The following is a 19,262-nucleotide window of genomic DNA, read 5'->3' on the forward strand; positions in this document are numbered from 1 at the left end:
AATTGTGTGTAAATAATTATAGTAAATTTAAATTTTTAGAATGTTTTGTTTAAGAATAATTTAAAAGTTTAATAAGAGTATATTGATTCATATACTCTTATTAAAAAATTTATACTATCATTAATAATTCTCTTATCACCTTACAAGCTGTTATAGTTGATACTTTGCTATGGTCATAATCTGGAGAAAGTTCATTAACATCTAAACCTACTATATTTAAGCCTCTCATATCAAGTATAGCTTTTTGTAATTCTTTATATGTTAATCCGCCCGGTTCAGGAGTGCCTGTTCCAGAGAATATAGAGGGGTCTAATACATCAAGGTCTATAGTTATGTATACTGGTTTATCTTTTATTTTTTCTTTTGCTTCAAGCACAGTATTTGCTGAAAACTTTTCTAACACAGTATGCTTATTTGCAAAGTTATGTTCTTCTTTAGTCATAGACCTTATTCCAAATTGATATAATTCTTTTGACTTCATAATTTGGTAGCATCTTTGCATTACGCATGCATGACTTAATTCTTCTCCTAAATAATCATTTCTTAAATCAGCATGAGCATCAAATTGTATAAGCACCAAATCATTATATTTTTCTAATACAGCCTTAAATGCAGGCAATGTTACAAGATGTTCTCCGCCTATCATAAATGGTATTTTATTATTATCAGTTATTTCTTTAGTTGTTTTGTATATTATATCAAGTGCCTTTTCTCTGTTTCCCATTGGAAGCTCTAAATCACCATAATCAAAAACTTTCAAATCTTCTAAATCTTTTTCTTGATATGGAGAGTAAGTTTCTATTCCGAAAGATTCTTGTCTTATAGACTGAGGAGCAAACCTTGTACCGGGTCTATAGCTCACCGTGCCGTCATAGGGAGCACCGAACAAAACTATACTGCTTTCTTCAAAACTAGAATCAAGTGCCATAAATATATTAGGCTGATTATTCATGATGAGATTCCTCTAATAATTTTTTTACATAAGTAGGTAAAGCAAAACAGCCTTTATGTATATCTAAATTATAATATTTAGTATCTAAATTATGTTTTAGCCACTCTTCTTCTTTAAGGTCTTTTATAGGGTCTATAGTTTTTGAAGCAAATCCGAAAAGCCAATGTCCGCTTGGGTATGTTGGTATATGTACTTGATAAACTTTAGCTATATTAAAAGTTTCATATATGTTTCTATGAGCTCTTTGCATATTATAAGCATAATCGCTGTAATAAGGACATTCATGCTGATTTACTAATATTCCGTCTTTGCTTAATGCTTTATGACAATTGCCGTAAAACTCTTTTGTAAATAATCCTTCTCCCGGTCCGAATGGGTCTGTTGAATCTACTATTATTAAATCGTATTCTCCTTCTTTAGCATCTCTTACAAATTTAAGTCCGTCTTGAAAATATAATGTAACTCTTTTATCGCTTAATCCTGAAGTTGTTGTAGGAAAATATTTTTTGCATGTTTCTACAACTTGTTCATCTATTTCTACCATATGTATTTTTTCTATAGTTTTGTAGCGTGTTAATTCTCTTACAGTGCCTCCGTCTCCTCCGCCTATAACCAATACATTTTTAATATTGCTATTGCTTGCCATAGGTATGTGCACTATCATGTCATGATAAATAAACTCATCTTTTTCAGTTACCATAATTAAGCCGTCTAATGTAAAGAACTTTCCAAACTCTTTTGATTCAAATACATCTATTCTCTGAAAGTTAGTTTGTGCAGAATATAATTGTTTTTCTACCTTTATTGAAAATTTTACTTCTTCAGTATGATTTTCTGTGTACCAAAGATCCATTTTTATTATTCCTCCATTATTTGTATATTATTTAATTCTATATCTTCTGTGCCTTGCATTACACAGCCTTTTTCTTTTGCATATTTTATATAAGTGATTATCTCTTCTGTAATTTCTTCACCGGGTGCTATTATAGGTATTCCCGGGGGATATGCCATAACAAATTCAGCCGAAGTTTTTCCTGCTGAATTATCCAATAACACAGAATGCTTGTTACTATAAAAAGCTTTTTGAGGACTATATTTTACTATTGGGTTAATATATTCATGGTCAAATAAATGAGTATAGTCTTTTTTATATTTTCTTTTTAATTCTGCCAAAGCCGCAATTAAGCGTTCTAATTCAAGAGTTCTGTCGCCTACAGATATTATAGCTAAAATGTTTCCAATATCTCCAAACTCTATTTGTATATTGTATTCATCTCTAAGCTTATCATATACCTCAATTCCAGCGAGTCCTATTTTTCTGGTATGTATGCAAAGTTTTGTATTATCAAAAGCATATACATCATTATTATTTACTATCTCTTCCCCAAAAGCATAATAATCGCCTATTTTGTTTATTTCTTTTCTAGCATAATCAGCCATATTTACAACTGTTTTAAAAATCTCTTTTCCATTAATTGCTAATTCGCTTCTTGCTATATCCAAACTGCTCATAAGTATATAACTAGGGCTTGTAGTCATAGTGAGATTTATTATTTGTCTTACATGATTTCCATTTACATTATCATTTATTAAAAGTACAGATGATTGAGTGAGAGAGCCTCCTGTTTTGTGAAGACTTACACAGCTCATATCAGCTCCTGCCTCCATAGCAGTTATAGGAAGATTCTCCCCAAAATAAAAATGTGTTCCATGGGCTTCATCTGCCAAAACCATCATGCCTTTTTCATGTGCCAATTTTACTATTTTCTTTAAATCAGAACATATTCCATAATAGGTTGGGTTATTAATAAATATAGCCTTAGCATCAGAGTGTTTTTCTATTGCTTTTTTTATATCTTCTACACTCATTCCAAGAGATATGCCTAATTCTTTATTAACTCCCGGATTTACATATATAGGTATAGCCCCGCACAACACTAAAGCGTTTATAGCACTTTTATGAACATTTCTCGGAAGTATTATTTTATCTCCATGCTTACACGCAGTAAATATCATAGCCTGTACAGCTGAAGTGGTGCCTCCAACCATTAAAAAAGATTCCTTAGCCTTAAATGCTTCAGCCATTAACTCTTGAGCTTCTTTTATTATTCCTATAGGGTGAGTTGCATTATCTAAGGGCTTTGATGAATTATAATCTATATGCACGCATTTCTCTCCTAAAATATTGGCAAGAACTTTTGTGCTTTTGCCCTGTTTGTGTCCCGGAACATCAAAACTTACTATACGTTTTTTTCTGTATTTATTTAATGCATCAACAATAGGGGTTCTTTTCTGATTATTCATTGTCATATATATTTGTTCCTGAATATATTTCTATCATCTCCTCACGAAGGTCATTCGATATTTTTAATCTCTCTTTTGGAGTAAATTCATTAACATCTTTTCCAAATAAATAATTACTTAAATTTAATTCTTTAATTATCATCATAGTATGGAAAATATTAGAACCATATATATTAACATCATGAGCATCATACTTCTCTTGTATCTCTTCGCTTATATAATCTTGTATGCTTGTTATTTTGTGGTCTATAAAACACTTCTTGCCGTCTACTGTTCTAGTAAAACCTCTTACTCTGTAGTCTATAGATATTATATCAGAATCAAAACATTGAATAAGATAATTAAGAGTTTTAAGCGGAGATATTTTACCGCAGGTAGACACATCAATATCAACTCTAAATGATGATATGCTTTTGTTGGGGTGATATTCGGGGTAGGTGTGAACTGTGATATGGCTTTTATCCAAATGTGCACATACTGTTTCTTTTTCTACAAATGGGATATTTCCTTTGTTGCATGTTTCATCTAATAAAGTATCTTTTAGAGGCTCTTCAGAAATAAGTATAGTTACGCTTGCACCTTGAGGGTCATAGTCTTGTTTTGATATGTTTAGAATATGAGCACCTATTAAATTGGTTACATTGCATAAAATTTCTGTAAGTCTTTTAGAATTATATTGCTCATCAATATAATCTATATACTTCATTTGTTCCTGTTCCGTTTTAGCATAGCATACATCATAGATATTGAAGCTTAAACTTTTTGTGAGATTATTAAACCCATATAGTTTAATTTTGTCTGGCATAAAAATCCTCCTAACAATATTGTATAGAAGGAAATCTTAGATAAAAAAATACAATTATTTTTCTAACATAAGTTTCCTTACATAAAGATAAATAATTGTACTTGATTAGATCTTAACTATTTATGAATATTAGTTTATTTGAGCCTATACAGTAATTTCTACTTTTACTGCTCATGTTGATCATTCACAAGTACGTTTATACCTTATAAATAAATTAACACGATTGAATCGCAAATCGGCTTTTGACCCGGCTGTCCGTATGGCCTCTTTTCCCCTTTTTAAAGGTTAAGGTCAAAATATTTTTACCAAAATGGATGCAATAGGAATCAAATAAACCACTCGATTTTCTATTACGATTAGGAATTATATATTTTTTTGATTTTTGTGCAATAGTTTTTTAGTAGTTTTTGTATATTTTTGATAAGAAAATTTATGAATTATGTAAACAAAATTTTGTGTAAATATATTTAAATAACAATCAAAAGATTTAATATTATATTTTACTTGAAATAAAAACCTGACCTACATCAATAAACATAAGCCAAGTTTTTAATTATTCTTTTTATATATAAAAAATGTATTTTATCAAAAATAATCTTTTATTATTTACGGGGACTAGCCCCCGCACCCCAGTTCTTTTACGACCGGAGGAAGTGCCCGTGGTATTGGTATAAAAGAACCAAAAGAACTGCATTTAATGAAATCTACCTTTAGGTGTATGTTAATATTATATTATATTGAGGATATATTGTAAAATATAAAGTTGTAGTATTTGCACTTTTTGGTTCTTTTGACGAAGTCCGCACCGCGAGCTGCGGGAAAAAGAACAATATAAAAATTTAGAAAATATAGTTTTTTATCTTAGTTAAAATAAAAAAACTTGACTTACATCAATAAACATAAGCCAAGCTTTTAATTATAAAATATTATTAAAAATTATAAAGAAGCCAAAACTTCCTCTATACCCTTCAGTTTATCTTCAAACTCTTTTTTCTTTCTGTTTTCTGTGTCAATAGCTTCTTGTCTAGCTTTTTTTATAAAATTTTCATTAGAAAGTTTTTTGTTTACAGCTTCCAAATCTTTTTTGTAGCCTGCCGCTTCTTTTTCTAATCTCTTCTTCTCTGCTTCTAAATCTATTATGCCAACAAGATTAACATTTATCTCTCCGCCTTCAAACACTTTAACAAATGAGCCTTTATTTCTTTCACTATCTTTTGAAGAGACTATATTTAATGACTCTGTAAGTGAAAGTGCTGATATAATATCTTTATAGCTTTCTGAAGTATTTTTGAAATAATCTGAACTATAACGAATTATTACATCAAGTTTTTTGTTTGGAGGTAAATTAAATGATGAGCGGGAATTTCTTATTCCTGATACTATATCTTGAATTAAGTTGAAATCTTTTTCTATATCTTCAAATATATATTTATTATTAGCTTTTGGATACTCTCTAATCATCAATGCTTTTGAATTAATATTATGTTTTGGTAAATTAGAATAAATCTCTTCTGTGATAAATGGCATAAATGGGTGAATCATAGCCATTGATTCTTCAAGTACATATAAAAGAACAGCAATAGTTTTTTCTTTCTTGCTTTCATCTTTCAAATCGAATTTACTTATTTCTATATACCAATCGCAAAACTCATTCCAATAGAATTTATAAATTGTCTGAGAAGCTTCATCGAATCTATATTCTTTTAATTTCTGAGTAGTTGATTCAATAGCTTTCTGAAGTCTTGATAATATCCATTTGTCTTTATTTTCAAGAGTGTAGCTGTCTAAATCTTTTATATTAGCATTATCTTCAATGTTTCCAAAAATATATTTAGCACTGTTATAGATTTTATTAGCAAACTTTCCGCCCATTTTGAAAAGTTCTCTGTCAAGCCAAATATCTTGTCCGCCTAATGAAGTTATAAATGATAAAGTAAATCTAAATGCATCAGCTCCATGCTCGTCTATAATTTCTATAGGGTCAATACCATTTCCTAAACTCTTAGACATCTTCCTTCCGATTTTATCTCTTATAAGTCCATTAAGATAAACATCTTTAAAAGGCACATCATTCATAAAATGAGTACCTGCTATAATCATTCTAGCAACCCAGAAGAATAATATATCATAACCTGTAACAAGTGCAGTAGTAGGGTAGAAATATTTTAACTCTTCATTAACTTCAGGCCAGCCGAAAGTAGAAAAAGGCCATAACCAAGAAGAAAACCAAGTATCAAGCACATCTTCATCTTGATGAATATTTTTGCTTTTACATTTACAGCATTCTGTAATATCAGTTTTTGAAACCATCATCTCGCCGCAGTCATCGCAGTACCAAACAGGAATCCTATGTCCCCACCATAATTGTCTGCTTATACACCAATCTCTAATATCAGTCATCCAGTGATTGTAAGTGTTAATCCATCTTTCAGGATATATTTTTGTATTGCCGTCATTAACAGCCTTATATGCCTTTTCTGCTAATGGCTTCATTTTTACAAACCATTGGTCACTATAATAAGGCTCTACAACATTATGACATCTATAACAGTGTCCTACTTGGTGCTTGATATTATCCTTTCCAACGAATGCACCTATCTCTTCAAGCTCTTTTATAATTAAATCTCTTGCTTCTTTTACAGTTTTTCCTTGATAGTTAGATGGAGTGTTTTCATTAAATGTACCGTCTGCATTAAGTATATTTATTATTTCTAAATTATGTCTTTGAGCTATAGCAAAGTCATTAGGGTCATGAGCTGGAGTAATTTTTAAAGCTCCTGTACCAAACTCTTTATCAACATAAGTATCTTTTACAAGTTTTAATTTTCTTCCAACTATAGGAAGTATTAAAACGTCTTGTTCTGTAAGATGTGCATATCTTTCATCATCTGGGTGAACAGCAATAGCAACGTCTGCCAAAATTGTTTCAGGTCTTGTAGTAGCTATTTCAATATACTCATCTTTTCCTTCTATTTGGTATTTAACATGATATAAAGCACCAGCAACTTCTTCGTGTTCAACTTCATCATTAGCCAAAGCAGTGCCGCAGCTTGGACAATAGTTAATAAGATATTTTCCTCTATATATTAAACCCTGATTATAAAGCTCAACAAATACCTCTCTAACAGCATTGCTTAATCCCTCATCAAGAGTAAATCTCTCTCTCTCCCAATCGCATGAACATCCTATTTTCTCTAATTGCTTTACTATTATAGAGTGATGCTCATTAGCTACTTCCCAAGTTTTTTTAACAAAAGCCTCTCTTCCTAAATCATGCTTATTTTTGCCTTCAGCTTTTAATCTTCTTTCAACAACATTCTGAGTAGCGATTCCTGCATGGTCAGTACCCGGCATCCATAAAGTGCATTTTCCAAGCATTCTATGAAATCTTATAAGTATATCCTGAAGCGTATTATTGAGACCATGTCCCATATGAAGTACGCCTGTAACATTTGGAGGAGGTATGACTATAGAATATGGTTCTTTATTTTTATCCATAACTGCATGAAAAAATCCGCTAGTTTTCCAGAAATTATATAATTTGTCTTCAATGTTCTTAGGGGTGTATGGCCCTTCTAAAGTATGTTTCATATTCTTTTTCCTCCAATGAATCAATATAATTAAATAAATATATAATAATCTTCAAAATTGATATGATATTTTATACTATATACAATATTTTTCAATTATTAATTTTATTGTGATTAAAAAATAGTAACAAGTATGTTTATGTTAATAAAATTTTAATGGGCATAATTTAATTTTTTGATATATGTACTAAATTAAAAATAACATTGTATATAAAAACATCTAAAATTAAACTGAAACACTATATTACTTATTTCATAGATTCTTTATGTAAATTGTCAAAAAAACATTTTCTGTTACCCAATACAGTTATATTGCCTCCTAATCCCCCATTAAAAGGCCTATTTTTAGTAACATCTATATACTTAGAATATTCTTTTATTTTTTGAAATATATTATTTCCTTTATAAGTGTTTATTATTACTAAAGAAACACCTTTATTATCATATTCTTCTACAGCCCAATTATCGCCAATAGAAATATCTCCAACTCTTTCATATCTTCTATATTTACAATTTAAACATTCTTCTTTTACGCCAGTATGATTTAGAAATGCTTTCATATATGAGCTGTTCTTTTCAATATATTCTTTGTTCTTTAATCTAAAATATATTCCTCCTGCCTCCCATCCGAATTTATCTTTGTCTCTAAAACTTATATACTCCATATCTTTTATTTCATCATCAGTAAATCTGTCTTTTAAATATTTTTCCCATATTTTCTGAGGAACTATACTATCGCAAAATAAATCTATAGTAATTAAATTATCATAATCTTTAGATAAATATGATTTTAAAGCAGATACTTGACAAGGACATCCGCTAAATAAAACTAATTTTTTATCAGAAAGCATTTTTTTTATCTCTATAAAAGTATTTCCTAAATTACTTTCTATATACTTAGAGCCTCTTAATTTGTCTAAATCTTTTTTATTATTAATAAATATATGTTCAACTCCAAGCCAATCATCGGTAAAACTAACTCCGCATACATATCCGTTATTATCGAATACATAATCAGCTAAAAGAGTAAACACTCCACCCGAAGAGCTTTTCATTCTTATTTCATCATTTGCCCTTACATCATATATTAACTGATTGAAATCTTTATTAAAATTATCATTTAGAGCATGACATTTTTTTACACATAGTCCGCAGTTAGTACATTTTTCTTCATTTATAATAGGATGATAAACACATTCTTTGGATTCTTTCATTTCTATAGCATTATGCGGGCATATTTGATAACAAACTCTGCATCCTGTACATTCTGCTTTATTTAAAATATCTATACTGTTATTTTTCATCGCTAAAATCCTAAAAATAAAAAACAACGCTTCAATATATTTTACAATATTGAAACATTGTTTTTATTTGAATGATAAAAGTATATAATTATCTCTTGTCATTTATTATTCCTAACTTATCATATTTTTATATGATATCACATATTATAATAAACACAAGTTATAAAAATAATAAAGCAAAATACATTATAAAACTTTTTAAATATATGAATTATTATTATTCACCAAAATCAAATATATCTAAGTATAAACCTATTTGAGCACCTATATCAACAGACCCCAACTTTCCGGGATATGCATATCCTGCTCCTAATGCAGATAAATTATCTTTTATTTGCATATTTGGTATATCAAAGTTAACATATAATGATAAACTTATAATAGATAAGTCTATACCTGTATAAAGTCTTATATAAGGTATTAAAACATTATTAAATCTTGATGAGAAATTTCCTCCGCTTAAAGTAGTATTATTATTTCCTTCCCAATATTTACCTATAAAAGGAAATTTAACACCCCCTCCTATGCCTAATTGAAATATTGAAGGACGCCATCTAAAATTAAGACCTGTCATAACAGTATCAAATTCATGTGTAAAGTTTTGTGAACCATTATCAAATTTAAATGTATCTCTATACCAACCAACATCTACACCTATAGATACATCGTTATATTCATTTACATTAAAAGTAACTCTGGGATTAAATATAACTCCCATTTCAAATGCAGTTTTTGGTGATAATGTTAAATTTGGATTTAAATCATTGTTTTGATAGAGACTAGGAATACTTCCGCCCAATGGTATATACATTCCTATTCCAATAGAGTTAGAGTATGCTAATACAGATGTTACCAGCAATAAAGAAATTGATACAATTAGTTTTTTCATAATTTTTTTCTCCTTAGTTTTTCTACTTAAACAATTGTAGCGTGTAATTATAAAATTGTCATTGATTTGAATAATGAATAAAAGCTTGTATATTACCTAAATTAATTTTGTAATTTTTTAAAGCTAATTTCAATACAAATCATTTTTTATTTTTAACCTCCTTTTTATTATTTTACGCTTTATTTTATGATTATTAGACGTATATAAAAAATAAAAGTTCCAAGAAAAAATAAAAAAACTTAATTTTTTTCTACACTATACTAGGGTATAGCAAATAGATTTTTTAAAATATTGTTTGTATATTGGCATAAAATATATTAATCATTTTTTTATATCCTTATGATTAAATTATTTTGCAATATAAATAAAATTATGCTTTATTTGTTAATAATTGTTAAGTTTTGATATCTTTATATCTAATTAAGTTTTAATATTTTAATATATATATTGTTTATATATTAAAATATTCATTTTTATGATTGCTTTAAATAGTTACATCTATAATGCCGATGATATAAAAGATACTTTATATATAATTTTATATAGTTTTAATATATTTGTTTATAGTATATAATAAAGTAATTAAGGTTTTGTAAATTATGAATTATATTTTTCATAGCGTAATTATAGAATTAGGTGTATCTACAATAGCAGCTGTTATAGCATTTGTAGCTATAATAGTGCATTTTTATATATTTTTTAAGTTATTTCAAGAAAGTCAGTTAACAGCTTTAGCACTTTCTATACTATGTTTTATTTTTACACTTTCAGAAACAATAAATATTATAGTTGCTATTTCAATACAAAATACGCAATTATCTCTTTTAATGTATAGAATAGAACAAATAGCCGTATCATTAACAATACTTCCTTGGATTAGATATACAAAAAATAGTCTAAAACTAAATGATAAATTGCATTCTTTTTTGGATAGGGCAGAAAGTGCAGCTATATTTTTATCTATGGTAATATTAGTTATTGCTTTAATATATTCACAATTATTTGTTTCAACAACAGATGTAATAACAACATTAAATAGTTCTGCTTCTAATAGTGTTAAGATAAGAGGGGAAATAGGACCTATATATATTTTTAGAGATTTTATATTTTCAGTTTATAGTGTAATAATAATATGTATGCTGCTTTATGAAATATTTGTTAATAAGATATATAAAGTTAATATAGGTACATTAGTATTATTTTCTATAATAACACTTGCTTTTTTTGATGATTTTAATGGAATTTCTAAATATACTAGTAATTATTTATTATTTCCAGCTTTTTCTTTTTCTAGATTTTCTTTAGTTTATATGATTTTTAATGTTTTTTCAGTTTATGGATACACTGTTAATTTTATTAATGCTGTTTATAAGAAATCTGATGCTGAAAAATATGATTTGGAATCAATTAAAGCTCAAGATGCTATTATTATTAATACAGCAATGAATACTTCATCAAAATTACTTGAGATGAAAGAACATTTTTATAGTCTTGTTGGTACTTTAGTAGATAAAGTAAAAAATACAAGTTTATCTGTTAGCAACTTAAAAACAGATATAGCTAAAGTAATAGATAATACTAATGAGTTTATCACTATAGAAAATTTCCAAGTAAATGACGGTAATACAAATATAGAAAAAATAGAACAGCTTATAGAAACATATCCTAGTTTACAAGTTAGTTCTGAAATGCAAAAAAATATGCTTGAAGAGTATATTAATATATTACAAGAATCTGTAAAAGAAGTTTATGTTTTACAATCTGAGAGTGTTCAGATATTAAGAAGTTTTGAAGAGTTTCAGCTTAATATAGAGAAAGAAAGAAATGATATAATAAAAATATTAGATAAAACTTTAGTGTTTAACCAATTATCTTTTCAAATAAATAAGATATTATCATTTATGACAAACATGCAAGATAAAGTAAAAACCCTCTCTATTAATTCTAGTATACAGGCTTCTAAATCTGGAGAATGGTATCATAACTTTAATGTAGTTTCTAAAGAGGTTGCTGATTTAGTAGTAGAGACTGGAAACATTACTGAAAATATGCAAAAACTTTTGTTTCAGATAGAAGAAATTTTTAAAAAGTATAATTATGCCAGCAATAGTATAAAAGCGGGTACTATGGAATTAATACGTGAAACTTCTTCTCATTATAATAGATTAATAAAATTCAATAATACTATGGAAAGACAAAATGATTATAATATTAATATTATAAAGAGTACAGATAAGATGTATAATTCTATATCTGATATGAGTACTATTATAGTTAATGAAGAAAATGATTTTATGAACATAAAAACAAAAATAGAAGAGTTTAATGAATATATATCAGATATATCACAAAATGCTAATAATCAAAATATTGATATAAAAAATATTATGAAAGATATGAATAAATTAGTTGCTACGAGTGAAGATTTTGAGGATATAACAAATAAACTTGATGATGAAACTAAAAAATTATTAGAGTATTCAGATAATCTTAAAAAAGTAATTAATGAATATTCTAAAGTAATATAAGGGCATAAGAATATATGGATGTATTAACTAGTTTTATACCGGGATATAATGTTTCTATTATAGAATTATTAGTACCTATTGTTGGTACTTCTATGGTTTTTATATTTATTATGCTTTATACAATATTGCTTATCAAAACTAGAGATCGTATTTATATTATAGTAGAATTAGCACTTTTATTTTTGCTTGTATATAATATATTATCTTTTGTTATAATATTTTTAGGTATATCTGGTAATAATGTTGTATTAGCTTCAAATCTGTATGTTATTAATCATATAATATTTTTATTTGTTATTGCTTTGCTTCCAATTAACAATAGATTTTTCTTAAAAAATAAAAAATTTGTTGGCGGGTTTAGTAATTTAATTATATTTATTACTATATTGGTTGTAGTTTCTCTCGTTGTTATTAGTATAATAAATAAAAATACATTTTTTAATACGACTTTAAGAACTTATCCAGATAAGGCATTTAGTGTTATAGGAAATGGTAATTTTTTTGTTTATCTTACTTATTTAAGTTTAATTATATATGCCATGGCTTTTGTGCCTATGGTAATTGATATATTTTTTGGATACAATATAGTTGGAAATACTATTATTATACTTTCTAATCTTTTATCTTTTGTTTTAGTTATTACAAATATAGAGATTTTTAATTTAAGAAAAGATATATATTTTGATAAATTAGACTTAGCTGTTATATTATCTTATTTAATTAGCTCTGTTGCTATATTTTCTTCTTTTACAAGAAATGCTTTAGAATCTATAAGAAAGGATACCATATTAAATAATAGATTAAAATCTAATTTAAATATTGTAACTGAGATAAATGAAATATCAGAGAAATTAAACTCTATAGATAAGAATTTTATGGATTCTTCTATGTTTGTTTTTGAAGTAGATAAAGAGAATAAAGATGCTCTAAACATTATAGAATCTAAAATAAATACTGTTATAGATTCAAAAAATAAATTAATAGATACAAAAGAGAGTAAGAAACATCTTATTATAGATGGTATAAAGTTTACTAATACTATATTTACTTTTTTTGATAAGTATAAAAATCAAATGCAGGATCATTTTAGGGCATTAGCTCAAACTATGGCTAATATGAATGTTTCTAATTTATCTTATGAACAAATATCTTCTCTAAATAATGATTTAAAAGAAATAAGAAACAATATAGAAGAGAGTTCTAATAATGCTATAGTTAGTATAAAAAAACATTTTGAAAGTTTTAAGGATGTAAATAAAGTAACAGAAGATATATATGATACTATAGAATATATAAAGAATATGACTAATAAAACCAATTTACTTTCAATTAATGCTGGTATACAGGCATCAAAAGCTGGTGTTTTAGGTAAAAGTTTTTCTGTTGTATCTAAAGAAATAGGGGTGTTGTCTTTTGAGATTTCAAAGGGTACAGCATCTATAGAGAGTATGCTTACAGATATATTTGGAGGATTGGTTTTAATAGAGAATTCTTCATTTTATATAGATGATCATTGTAAAAATATAGAAAATGAAACTAAGCAAATGCTTGATAAGATAGATGCTTATAGTAAGAATATAGAAGAACGTATTAGCAAAATTTCTACAGAGTTTGAAAATTTCAAATTACTAGAAAAATATAATAATGTTATGTATAAAATAGTAGAAGAGCAAAATGATATAGTATCTTCTGTAAGAGAAAATATCGTTGCTATGCTTGATATTCAAAATAGCTTAAACCTCAAAATAGATTCTCAGGGTGCTGATATAATTAAAATTTTAGGAAGTTTTAGCAGAATTATAGAAGTAAAAGATGAACTTGATGATGTTATAATGAAAATAGGTAATTATTCATCTGCTTCACACACTTATATAGAAATGCTTTCAAATATTATAAGCACTCATAGCAATAAGAGCAGTATAGCTTTTAAACCTATAATAACTTTATTGAAAAAATAGTGGTATGTTTAATAATATTGATATAGTTATAATAATATTTTTAGTATTTATATTTATTTATGGTTTTTACAGAGGTATTATATCTATTACAATACCAGTAATAGCAATAATATCCACTTTTATTATAGCACCAATTATATATAATCATGCTTCTAAATATTTTGACCATTCTATTATATTAAAAATAGTATCATTTCTTATAAGTTATTCTTTTATAAGGATAATACTTTCAAAGGCGGCTGATAGTATAAAAAAAGTTTTGAAGATGATATTTTTATCTTGGGTGGATAGGATTCTTGGTGCAATAGTTATGCTTTTTATAGTTTCGCTTATAATTTCTATTGTATCGTATTTTGTATTAAATATGACAGAGTATGGTGGAATTATATATAGCTCAAAGGTTTTGATGTTTATATATGATATATTTAACACTAATAATTACATGAATAATTTTGTATAAAAATACTAAAAACTTTTAAGTTTGTCGAAATCATATTTTTAATTATTTGCACGGAAAGAGAACAATAAAAAAATTAATAAAATATAATTATTTGCGGGGACTAGCCCCCTGCGAAGCGTGCCCTTAGGGTGCGCACCCCAGTTCTTTTATTGGTATAAAAGAACCTCATATCCTTCGGATACGCTTCGCGAGAACTGCATTTAATAAAGTTTAGCTTTTTATGCATATACAAAATATAGATATTATTTTATATATTCCAAAGATATAAAACTAAAACATTCGCACTTTTTGGTTCTTTTGACGAAGTCCGCACCGCGACCGAAGGAAGTGCCTATGGGTGCGAGCTGTGTGAAAAAGAACAATGAAATTATCTTAATTTTTTTGTAAAAAACATTTATTTAAATAAAATATTTGCAGGGCTTTGCCCCGCACCCCACTTCTTTTGGTGACCCAAAGAAGCAAAAAGACTGCAATTTTTATGAAGTATAGTTAAAAACATATAGTATTATTTTATATGTATTTTCTAGATACAAATAAAATATATTCTATTAATACACAACAATATTTTATATCATAAAAAATTATAATTAATATTCATAAAAAACTAAAAATTGACAAAATATATTTTTTACTAATAGGTTTTATTCTGTCAATTTTCTCACCCATCTTTCTTTTTTAAGCATTATAACACCTATAGTAATTTTTGCGAAGTCTGATAATTTAGCTATACCAAACATAGCAACAGGTCCTACAGTAGTGAATTTTGCAAGTATCAAAGCCAAAGGTGCAAATATAAGTAAAGACACAGGTACATCTACAGCGAAACCAAATATAGTATCTCCTCCAGCCCTTGAAACAGCAAATTGAGCATTGATATAAGTCCAAACAGGCATATATGAAGCTATTAATATTACTAAACTTCTAGTTATACCCTGAGCATCGGGAGTAAGTTTTGAGAATATAAAAGGTATTAATAGTGTAGAAGACATTTGCACAATCCCAACTACAGCCCCCGCTATAACAGAACCATTTAATATCCACTTTGCCTTATTTCTTGCATCTTCAAGTTCACCCCTTCCAAGTGTACCCCCAACTACAACCATAGTAGATACAAATATTCCCTGAAATACTAAATAAAATATATTAGCTATAGTAAAACCAGATGCCATACCTGCAACAGTTTCAGCTCCTCCTCTGCTGTTGTAAAGAGCTGTCATAAACATCTCGCTAAGCCCCCAACTTATCTCACTTAAAAATATTAAACTTGACTTCTTTAGCATAGAATAAAATACATTAAGTTTTACTTTTAAAATTTCTCTAGTTCTTACATAAAACTTTTCTTTATGCAATTTAATGTAAACTATAAATAATATCATCTCTATTATTCTAGCGATGAGAGTAGCAATAGCAGCCCCAGTCTCTTCAAGTCTTGGAGCTCCAAAGTTACCATATATTAGAATGTAGTTTCCAATAGTATTACAGAATGTTGCTATTACTGATATTATAAGCGGTATATGCGGTTTGCCTATTTCTCTGTATGAAGTTCCTATTGCACCAGAAATTGATATAGGTATAAAAGTGAATGCTATTATACTCATATATTTTGTGCTTGAAGCTAGTATTGCCTCTTGTGAATTGTTGCCGTTTGTCATTAAACGCATGAATATTTCAGGGTTTATAAGCATTAATATCATGTATATAGCAGATATAGTAAAAGGAAGTATTACTTTAAATCTAAAAGCTTGCTGCATACCTTCTTTGTTGTCAGCCCCAGCATTTTGTGCCATATATATTCCGCCCGCACCATAACATGTATTGAGTATTACTAAATATATAAAATTAAGCTGATTAGATACATTTACAGCAGCCATTTTTATATCACCGAGTTCAGCCACCATAAAGTTGTCTATTAGAGATACCATTCCCATTATAAGCTGCTGAAGCATTACAGGCACAGCAATAGAAATGCATAATCTGTAAAAATCCCAATTTCCAAATAATTTATTTTTAATCAAATGATTACTATTCATGTTTTGTTTACTCAAAGAATTATATGTATTTTAGTGCAATATTATATACTATAGATTTATTGTTTGTCAACATATATTAAAGAGTTTTATATATATATATTTTTTTTATAATGATTTATAATATTCAATAGATGGGGTTTTTATCATGAAGAGAAATGATGAATTAACTTTTAATAATAATAATTTTTCTATTAAAGTTTATATAAACAATATAAGATATTTTTCAGTTATGATGATAGGGCTTATAGTGAGTATACTTCTCACTAGCATTTTATTTATAGAAGAAGATAGAGATATGAGAATTGCTGTAATATTTGTTTTGTTATTTCTTATATTTGGGGTTTTATTATTATCTCTTATTTTAATTAGAAGTGTGTTTCTTAAAAATCCTAGTTTTATATTAGATAATAATGGAATATATTATAATAATTTAATAGTTAAAAAATATTTATATGTATTTTGGTCTGATATTAAAGATTTAGATATAATTGGAAGTTATCTTTTTATATATTTAAAAAATCCAAGACTTTATCATTTAAAAAGGTTTAATAAAATATCTGATAATCCATTATATATACATATAGGTGATTTGGATATGAGTAATAGATTTGTTAATAGTATGTTTAATTTTTTCTATGATAACTATTATAAAGAAGATGAAGAGAAAATTATTGAAGATGATTATAGAAAGTATTATAGAGATTATTATTAATTTGTAATGACGCCAATAAAAAATCAGCATCATTACAAATTATTTATATATTTATTCTTCTAAATATGAATAAGAGAATTTATATTGAGCAAAAGGTATATAGAACACATCTTTTAATTTAGGGCTTTTTAATACAGCAGGTTCAAAATATGCTATAGGTATAATAACAGCCTCATCTTCTATAAGTATTTTTTCTGCTTTATGTAACTCTCTCATTCTAATATTTTGGTCAGTAGTTTTTGACGCTATACTAATTGCCTCATCAAAAGCCTTATTTGTAAATAGAGAGTGGTTCTTATATGAATAGCTAACAAACATTCCTAAAAACGTAGTAGGGTCATTGTAGCTTCCAGTCCAGCTTGCAGCTGCCATAGTATAGTTTCTCTCTGTTCTAAATGCATGAATAAACGGTGCAAACTCCATTTGTGTAAGTTTAACATCTATACCAAGATTTTCTTTCCACATATTCTGCACAGCTTCAAACATGGGTATATCATTACTAAATGTAAGATAAAACTCTAATACAGGAAAACCTTCACCGTTTGGATATCCTGCTTCTGCCATTAACCTTTTAGCCTCTTCTACATTTTTTTGATAATCTGCTTTGTTTGTGCTTATATATTCGCCAGCATTATCTCTAAAATAACCTTTTACATCTGTAACACCCCAAGGCACTAATGCACCAGCAGGTCTTCCAGATTTTATAATATTATCTACTATGTAGTTTCTGTCTATAGCAAGTGATAATGCTTTCCTCACTCTTTTGTCTTTTAGAGTTTCATTTGTGGTATTGAGTGCATAATATTGAGTTCCTATTCTTGTAGCTATATCTATTAAACCTTCTTCTTTTAAGGTGTCTACATCTTGATATGGAAATTGATCAGAGAAATGAAGAGAGCCTTCTTTAACACCCGCAACTGCAGAATTAGGATTATCCATAAGAACAAATTTAATTCTTTCGGCAACTATTGTGTCAGCTCCCCAATAATTAGTATTTTTTACAACAGTAATACTTTCATCCGGCTTTCTCTCTTTTAACATAAAAGCACCATTACCAATACAAGTTTTAGGATCCCTAGTCCAGTTATCAGGATTTTTTTCAACCATATCTTTTCTCACAGGTGAAAATACAGGAAGGTTCACAAGCTCCAAAAAATAAGCTGTAGGATATTCTAATTTTACTTCTAATGTGTAATCATCTAAAGCCTTTATACCAAACTCATCAACAGGCATATATCCAGCATTAACATTAGAAAAATTAAGTATAGGTTCAAATAAATAACTAGGCTCGCTTGCCGTATCTGGATCAACAACTCTCTTCCAAGAATATTCAAAGTCCTGTGCTGTTAGAGGTTTTCCGTCAGACCATTTGCCATTTGTTCTTAAATGGAATATATATGTAAGCCCATCTTCAGATATGTCCCAACTTTCTGCAGCTCCCGGCTGAATAGCTATGTCTTTATATTTTGTAGTTAAGCATTCAAATAGATGAGTTACATAAGTAGAACCTTGCAATGTAATATTTAAAGCAGGATCAATAGTTTTTGGTTCTGCTCCTAGATTTACATAAATAGTGTTTTCGTCAATAGTTTTTTTAGTTGTACAAGATAAAAAAGATAAGAATAAAGCGGTAAGAATAATAATATATTTTTTCATATTACCCACCCTTAGTATGGATTTTTTTTAGAAAGATTATATTTTATAATATAATCTTGTCAATAATTTTTTTT

At 27.6% G+C, this 19,262-nt stretch carries 13 protein-coding genes; 4 read left to right on the forward strand and 9 right to left on the reverse strand.

Features of this window, described 5'->3' with window-relative positions; translation table 11 throughout:
* Positions 1-109: 109 nt before the first annotated feature.
* The 7 genes from speB to GQX97_RS00215 all read right to left on the reverse strand — a co-directional run bounded on the left by speB (position 110) and on the right by GQX97_RS00215 (position 9,844).
* Positions 110-952 (reverse strand): agmatinase, encoded by an 843-nt coding sequence (gene speB / locus GQX97_RS00185; RefSeq protein ID WP_157149953.1) that lies wholly within the window; start codon positions 950-952, stop codon positions 110-112.
* On the reverse strand, positions 945-1,805 hold the full coding sequence (gene speE / locus GQX97_RS00190; protein ID WP_157149954.1) for a polyamine aminopropyltransferase: 861 nt from the start codon (positions 1,803-1,805) through the stop codon (positions 945-947). The genes speB and speE overlap by 8 nt, the downstream gene beginning before the upstream one ends.
* A 5-nt stretch (positions 1,806-1,810) precedes the next feature.
* Entirely contained in the window at positions 1,811-3,256 is a 1,446-nt protein-coding gene (locus tag GQX97_RS00195) for an aminotransferase class I/II-fold pyridoxal phosphate-dependent enzyme (protein WP_198391198.1), read from the reverse strand.
* Complete coding sequence (speD, locus tag GQX97_RS00200) at positions 3,249-4,061, reverse strand: adenosylmethionine decarboxylase (protein WP_157149956.1); 813 nt, start codon at positions 4,059-4,061, stop codon at positions 3,249-3,251. Before speD ends, GQX97_RS00195 begins: the two co-directional genes overlap by 8 nt.
* 936 nt (positions 4,062-4,997) lie before the next feature.
* Positions 4,998-7,652 (reverse strand): valine--tRNA ligase, encoded by a 2,655-nt coding sequence (locus tag GQX97_RS00205; RefSeq protein ID WP_157149957.1) that lies wholly within the window; start codon positions 7,650-7,652, stop codon positions 4,998-5,000.
* Between the two features lie 247 nt (positions 7,653-7,899).
* A complete protein-coding gene (locus GQX97_RS00210; protein ID WP_157149958.1) occupies positions 7,900-8,955 on the reverse strand; it encodes a Coenzyme F420 hydrogenase/dehydrogenase, beta subunit C-terminal domain in 1,056 nt (351 codons plus the stop codon).
* Positions 8,956-9,172: 217 nt separating this feature from the next.
* A complete protein-coding gene (locus GQX97_RS00215) occupies positions 9,173-9,844 on the reverse strand; it encodes a hypothetical protein (protein ID WP_157149959.1) in 672 nt (223 codons plus the stop codon).
* Positions 9,845-10,443: 599 nt separating this feature from the next.
* Between GQX97_RS00215 and GQX97_RS00220 the strand changes: the two genes are divergently transcribed.
* Genes GQX97_RS00220 through GQX97_RS00230 form a run of 3 tightly spaced genes read left to right on the forward strand, consistent with a single transcriptional unit; the run spans position 10,444 to position 14,790 of the window.
* Positions 10,444-12,372: a methyl-accepting chemotaxis protein gene (locus tag GQX97_RS00220; RefSeq protein WP_157149960.1), complete on the forward strand. Its 1,929-nt coding sequence runs from the start codon at positions 10,444-10,446 to the stop codon at positions 12,370-12,372.
* Positions 12,373-12,386: 14 nt separating this feature from the next.
* Positions 12,387-14,330: a methyl-accepting chemotaxis protein gene (locus GQX97_RS00225; protein ID WP_157149961.1), complete on the forward strand. Its 1,944-nt coding sequence runs from the start codon at positions 12,387-12,389 to the stop codon at positions 14,328-14,330.
* Between the two features lie 4 nt (positions 14,331-14,334).
* Positions 14,335-14,790, forward strand: a complete 456-nt coding sequence (locus GQX97_RS00230) for a CvpA family protein (RefSeq protein ID WP_157149962.1) — start codon at positions 14,335-14,337, stop codon at positions 14,788-14,790.
* A 641-nt stretch (positions 14,791-15,431) separates the two neighbouring features.
* Here the strand turns inward: GQX97_RS00230 and GQX97_RS00235 are convergent.
* Positions 15,432-16,820, reverse strand: coding sequence for an MATE family efflux transporter (locus GQX97_RS00235; RefSeq protein ID WP_157149963.1), 1,389 nt, complete (start codon positions 16,818-16,820; stop codon positions 15,432-15,434).
* Between the two features lie 145 nt (positions 16,821-16,965).
* On the opposite strand from GQX97_RS00235, the gene GQX97_RS00240 reads away from it, so the two are divergent.
* Positions 16,966-17,532: a hypothetical protein gene (locus GQX97_RS00240; RefSeq protein ID WP_157149964.1), complete on the forward strand. Its 567-nt coding sequence runs from the start codon at positions 16,966-16,968 to the stop codon at positions 17,530-17,532.
* Positions 17,533-17,583: 51 nt separating this feature from the next.
* On the opposite strand, the gene GQX97_RS00245 is transcribed toward GQX97_RS00240, so the two are convergent.
* Positions 17,584-19,188 carry a peptide ABC transporter substrate-binding protein gene (locus GQX97_RS00245; protein WP_157149965.1) on the reverse strand — a complete coding sequence of 535 codons (1,605 nt, stop codon included), beginning with the start codon at positions 19,186-19,188 and terminating at the stop codon, positions 17,584-17,586.
* Positions 19,189-19,262: the final 74 nt, after the last annotated feature.

It is taken from the genome of Brachyspira sp. SAP_772 (assembly GCF_009755885.1).
Taxonomy (GTDB): Bacteria; Spirochaetota; Brachyspiria; order Brachyspirales; family Brachyspiraceae; genus Brachyspira.

Coding starts and splice junctions, on each gene's coding strand:
- GQX97_RS00205 (WP_157149957.1), bottom strand. CDS start 7,652: ATGAAACATACTTTAGAAGGGCCATACACCCCTAAGAACATTGAAGAC.
- speD (WP_157149956.1), bottom strand. CDS start 4,061: ATGCCAGACAAAATTAAACTATATGGGTTTAATAATCTCACAAAAAGT.
- GQX97_RS00240 (WP_157149964.1), top strand. CDS start 16,966: ATGAAGAGAAATGATGAATTAACTTTTAATAATAATAATTTTTCTATT.
- GQX97_RS00235 (WP_157149963.1), bottom strand. CDS start 16,820: ATGAATAGTAATCATTTGATTAAAAATAAATTATTTGGAAATTGGGAT.
- speB (WP_157149953.1), bottom strand. CDS start 952: ATGAATAATCAGCCTAATATATTTATGGCACTTGATTCTAGTTTTGAA.
- GQX97_RS00210 (WP_157149958.1), bottom strand. CDS start 8,955: ATGAAAAATAACAGTATAGATATTTTAAATAAAGCAGAATGTACAGGA.
- GQX97_RS00225 (WP_157149961.1), top strand. CDS start 12,387: ATGGATGTATTAACTAGTTTTATACCGGGATATAATGTTTCTATTATA.
- GQX97_RS00195 (WP_198391198.1), bottom strand. CDS start 3,256: ATGAATAATCAGAAAAGAACCCCTATTGTTGATGCATTAAATAAATAC.
- speE (WP_157149954.1), bottom strand. CDS start 1,805: ATGGATCTTTGGTACACAGAAAATCATACTGAAGAAGTAAAATTTTCA.
- GQX97_RS00245 (WP_157149965.1), bottom strand. CDS start 19,188: ATGAAAAAATATATTATTATTCTTACCGCTTTATTCTTATCTTTTTTA.
- GQX97_RS00230 (WP_157149962.1), top strand. CDS start 14,335: ATGTTTAATAATATTGATATAGTTATAATAATATTTTTAGTATTTATA.
- GQX97_RS00220 (WP_157149960.1), top strand. CDS start 10,444: ATGAATTATATTTTTCATAGCGTAATTATAGAATTAGGTGTATCTACA.
- GQX97_RS00215 (WP_157149959.1), bottom strand. CDS start 9,844: ATGAAAAAACTAATTGTATCAATTTCTTTATTGCTGGTAACATCTGTA.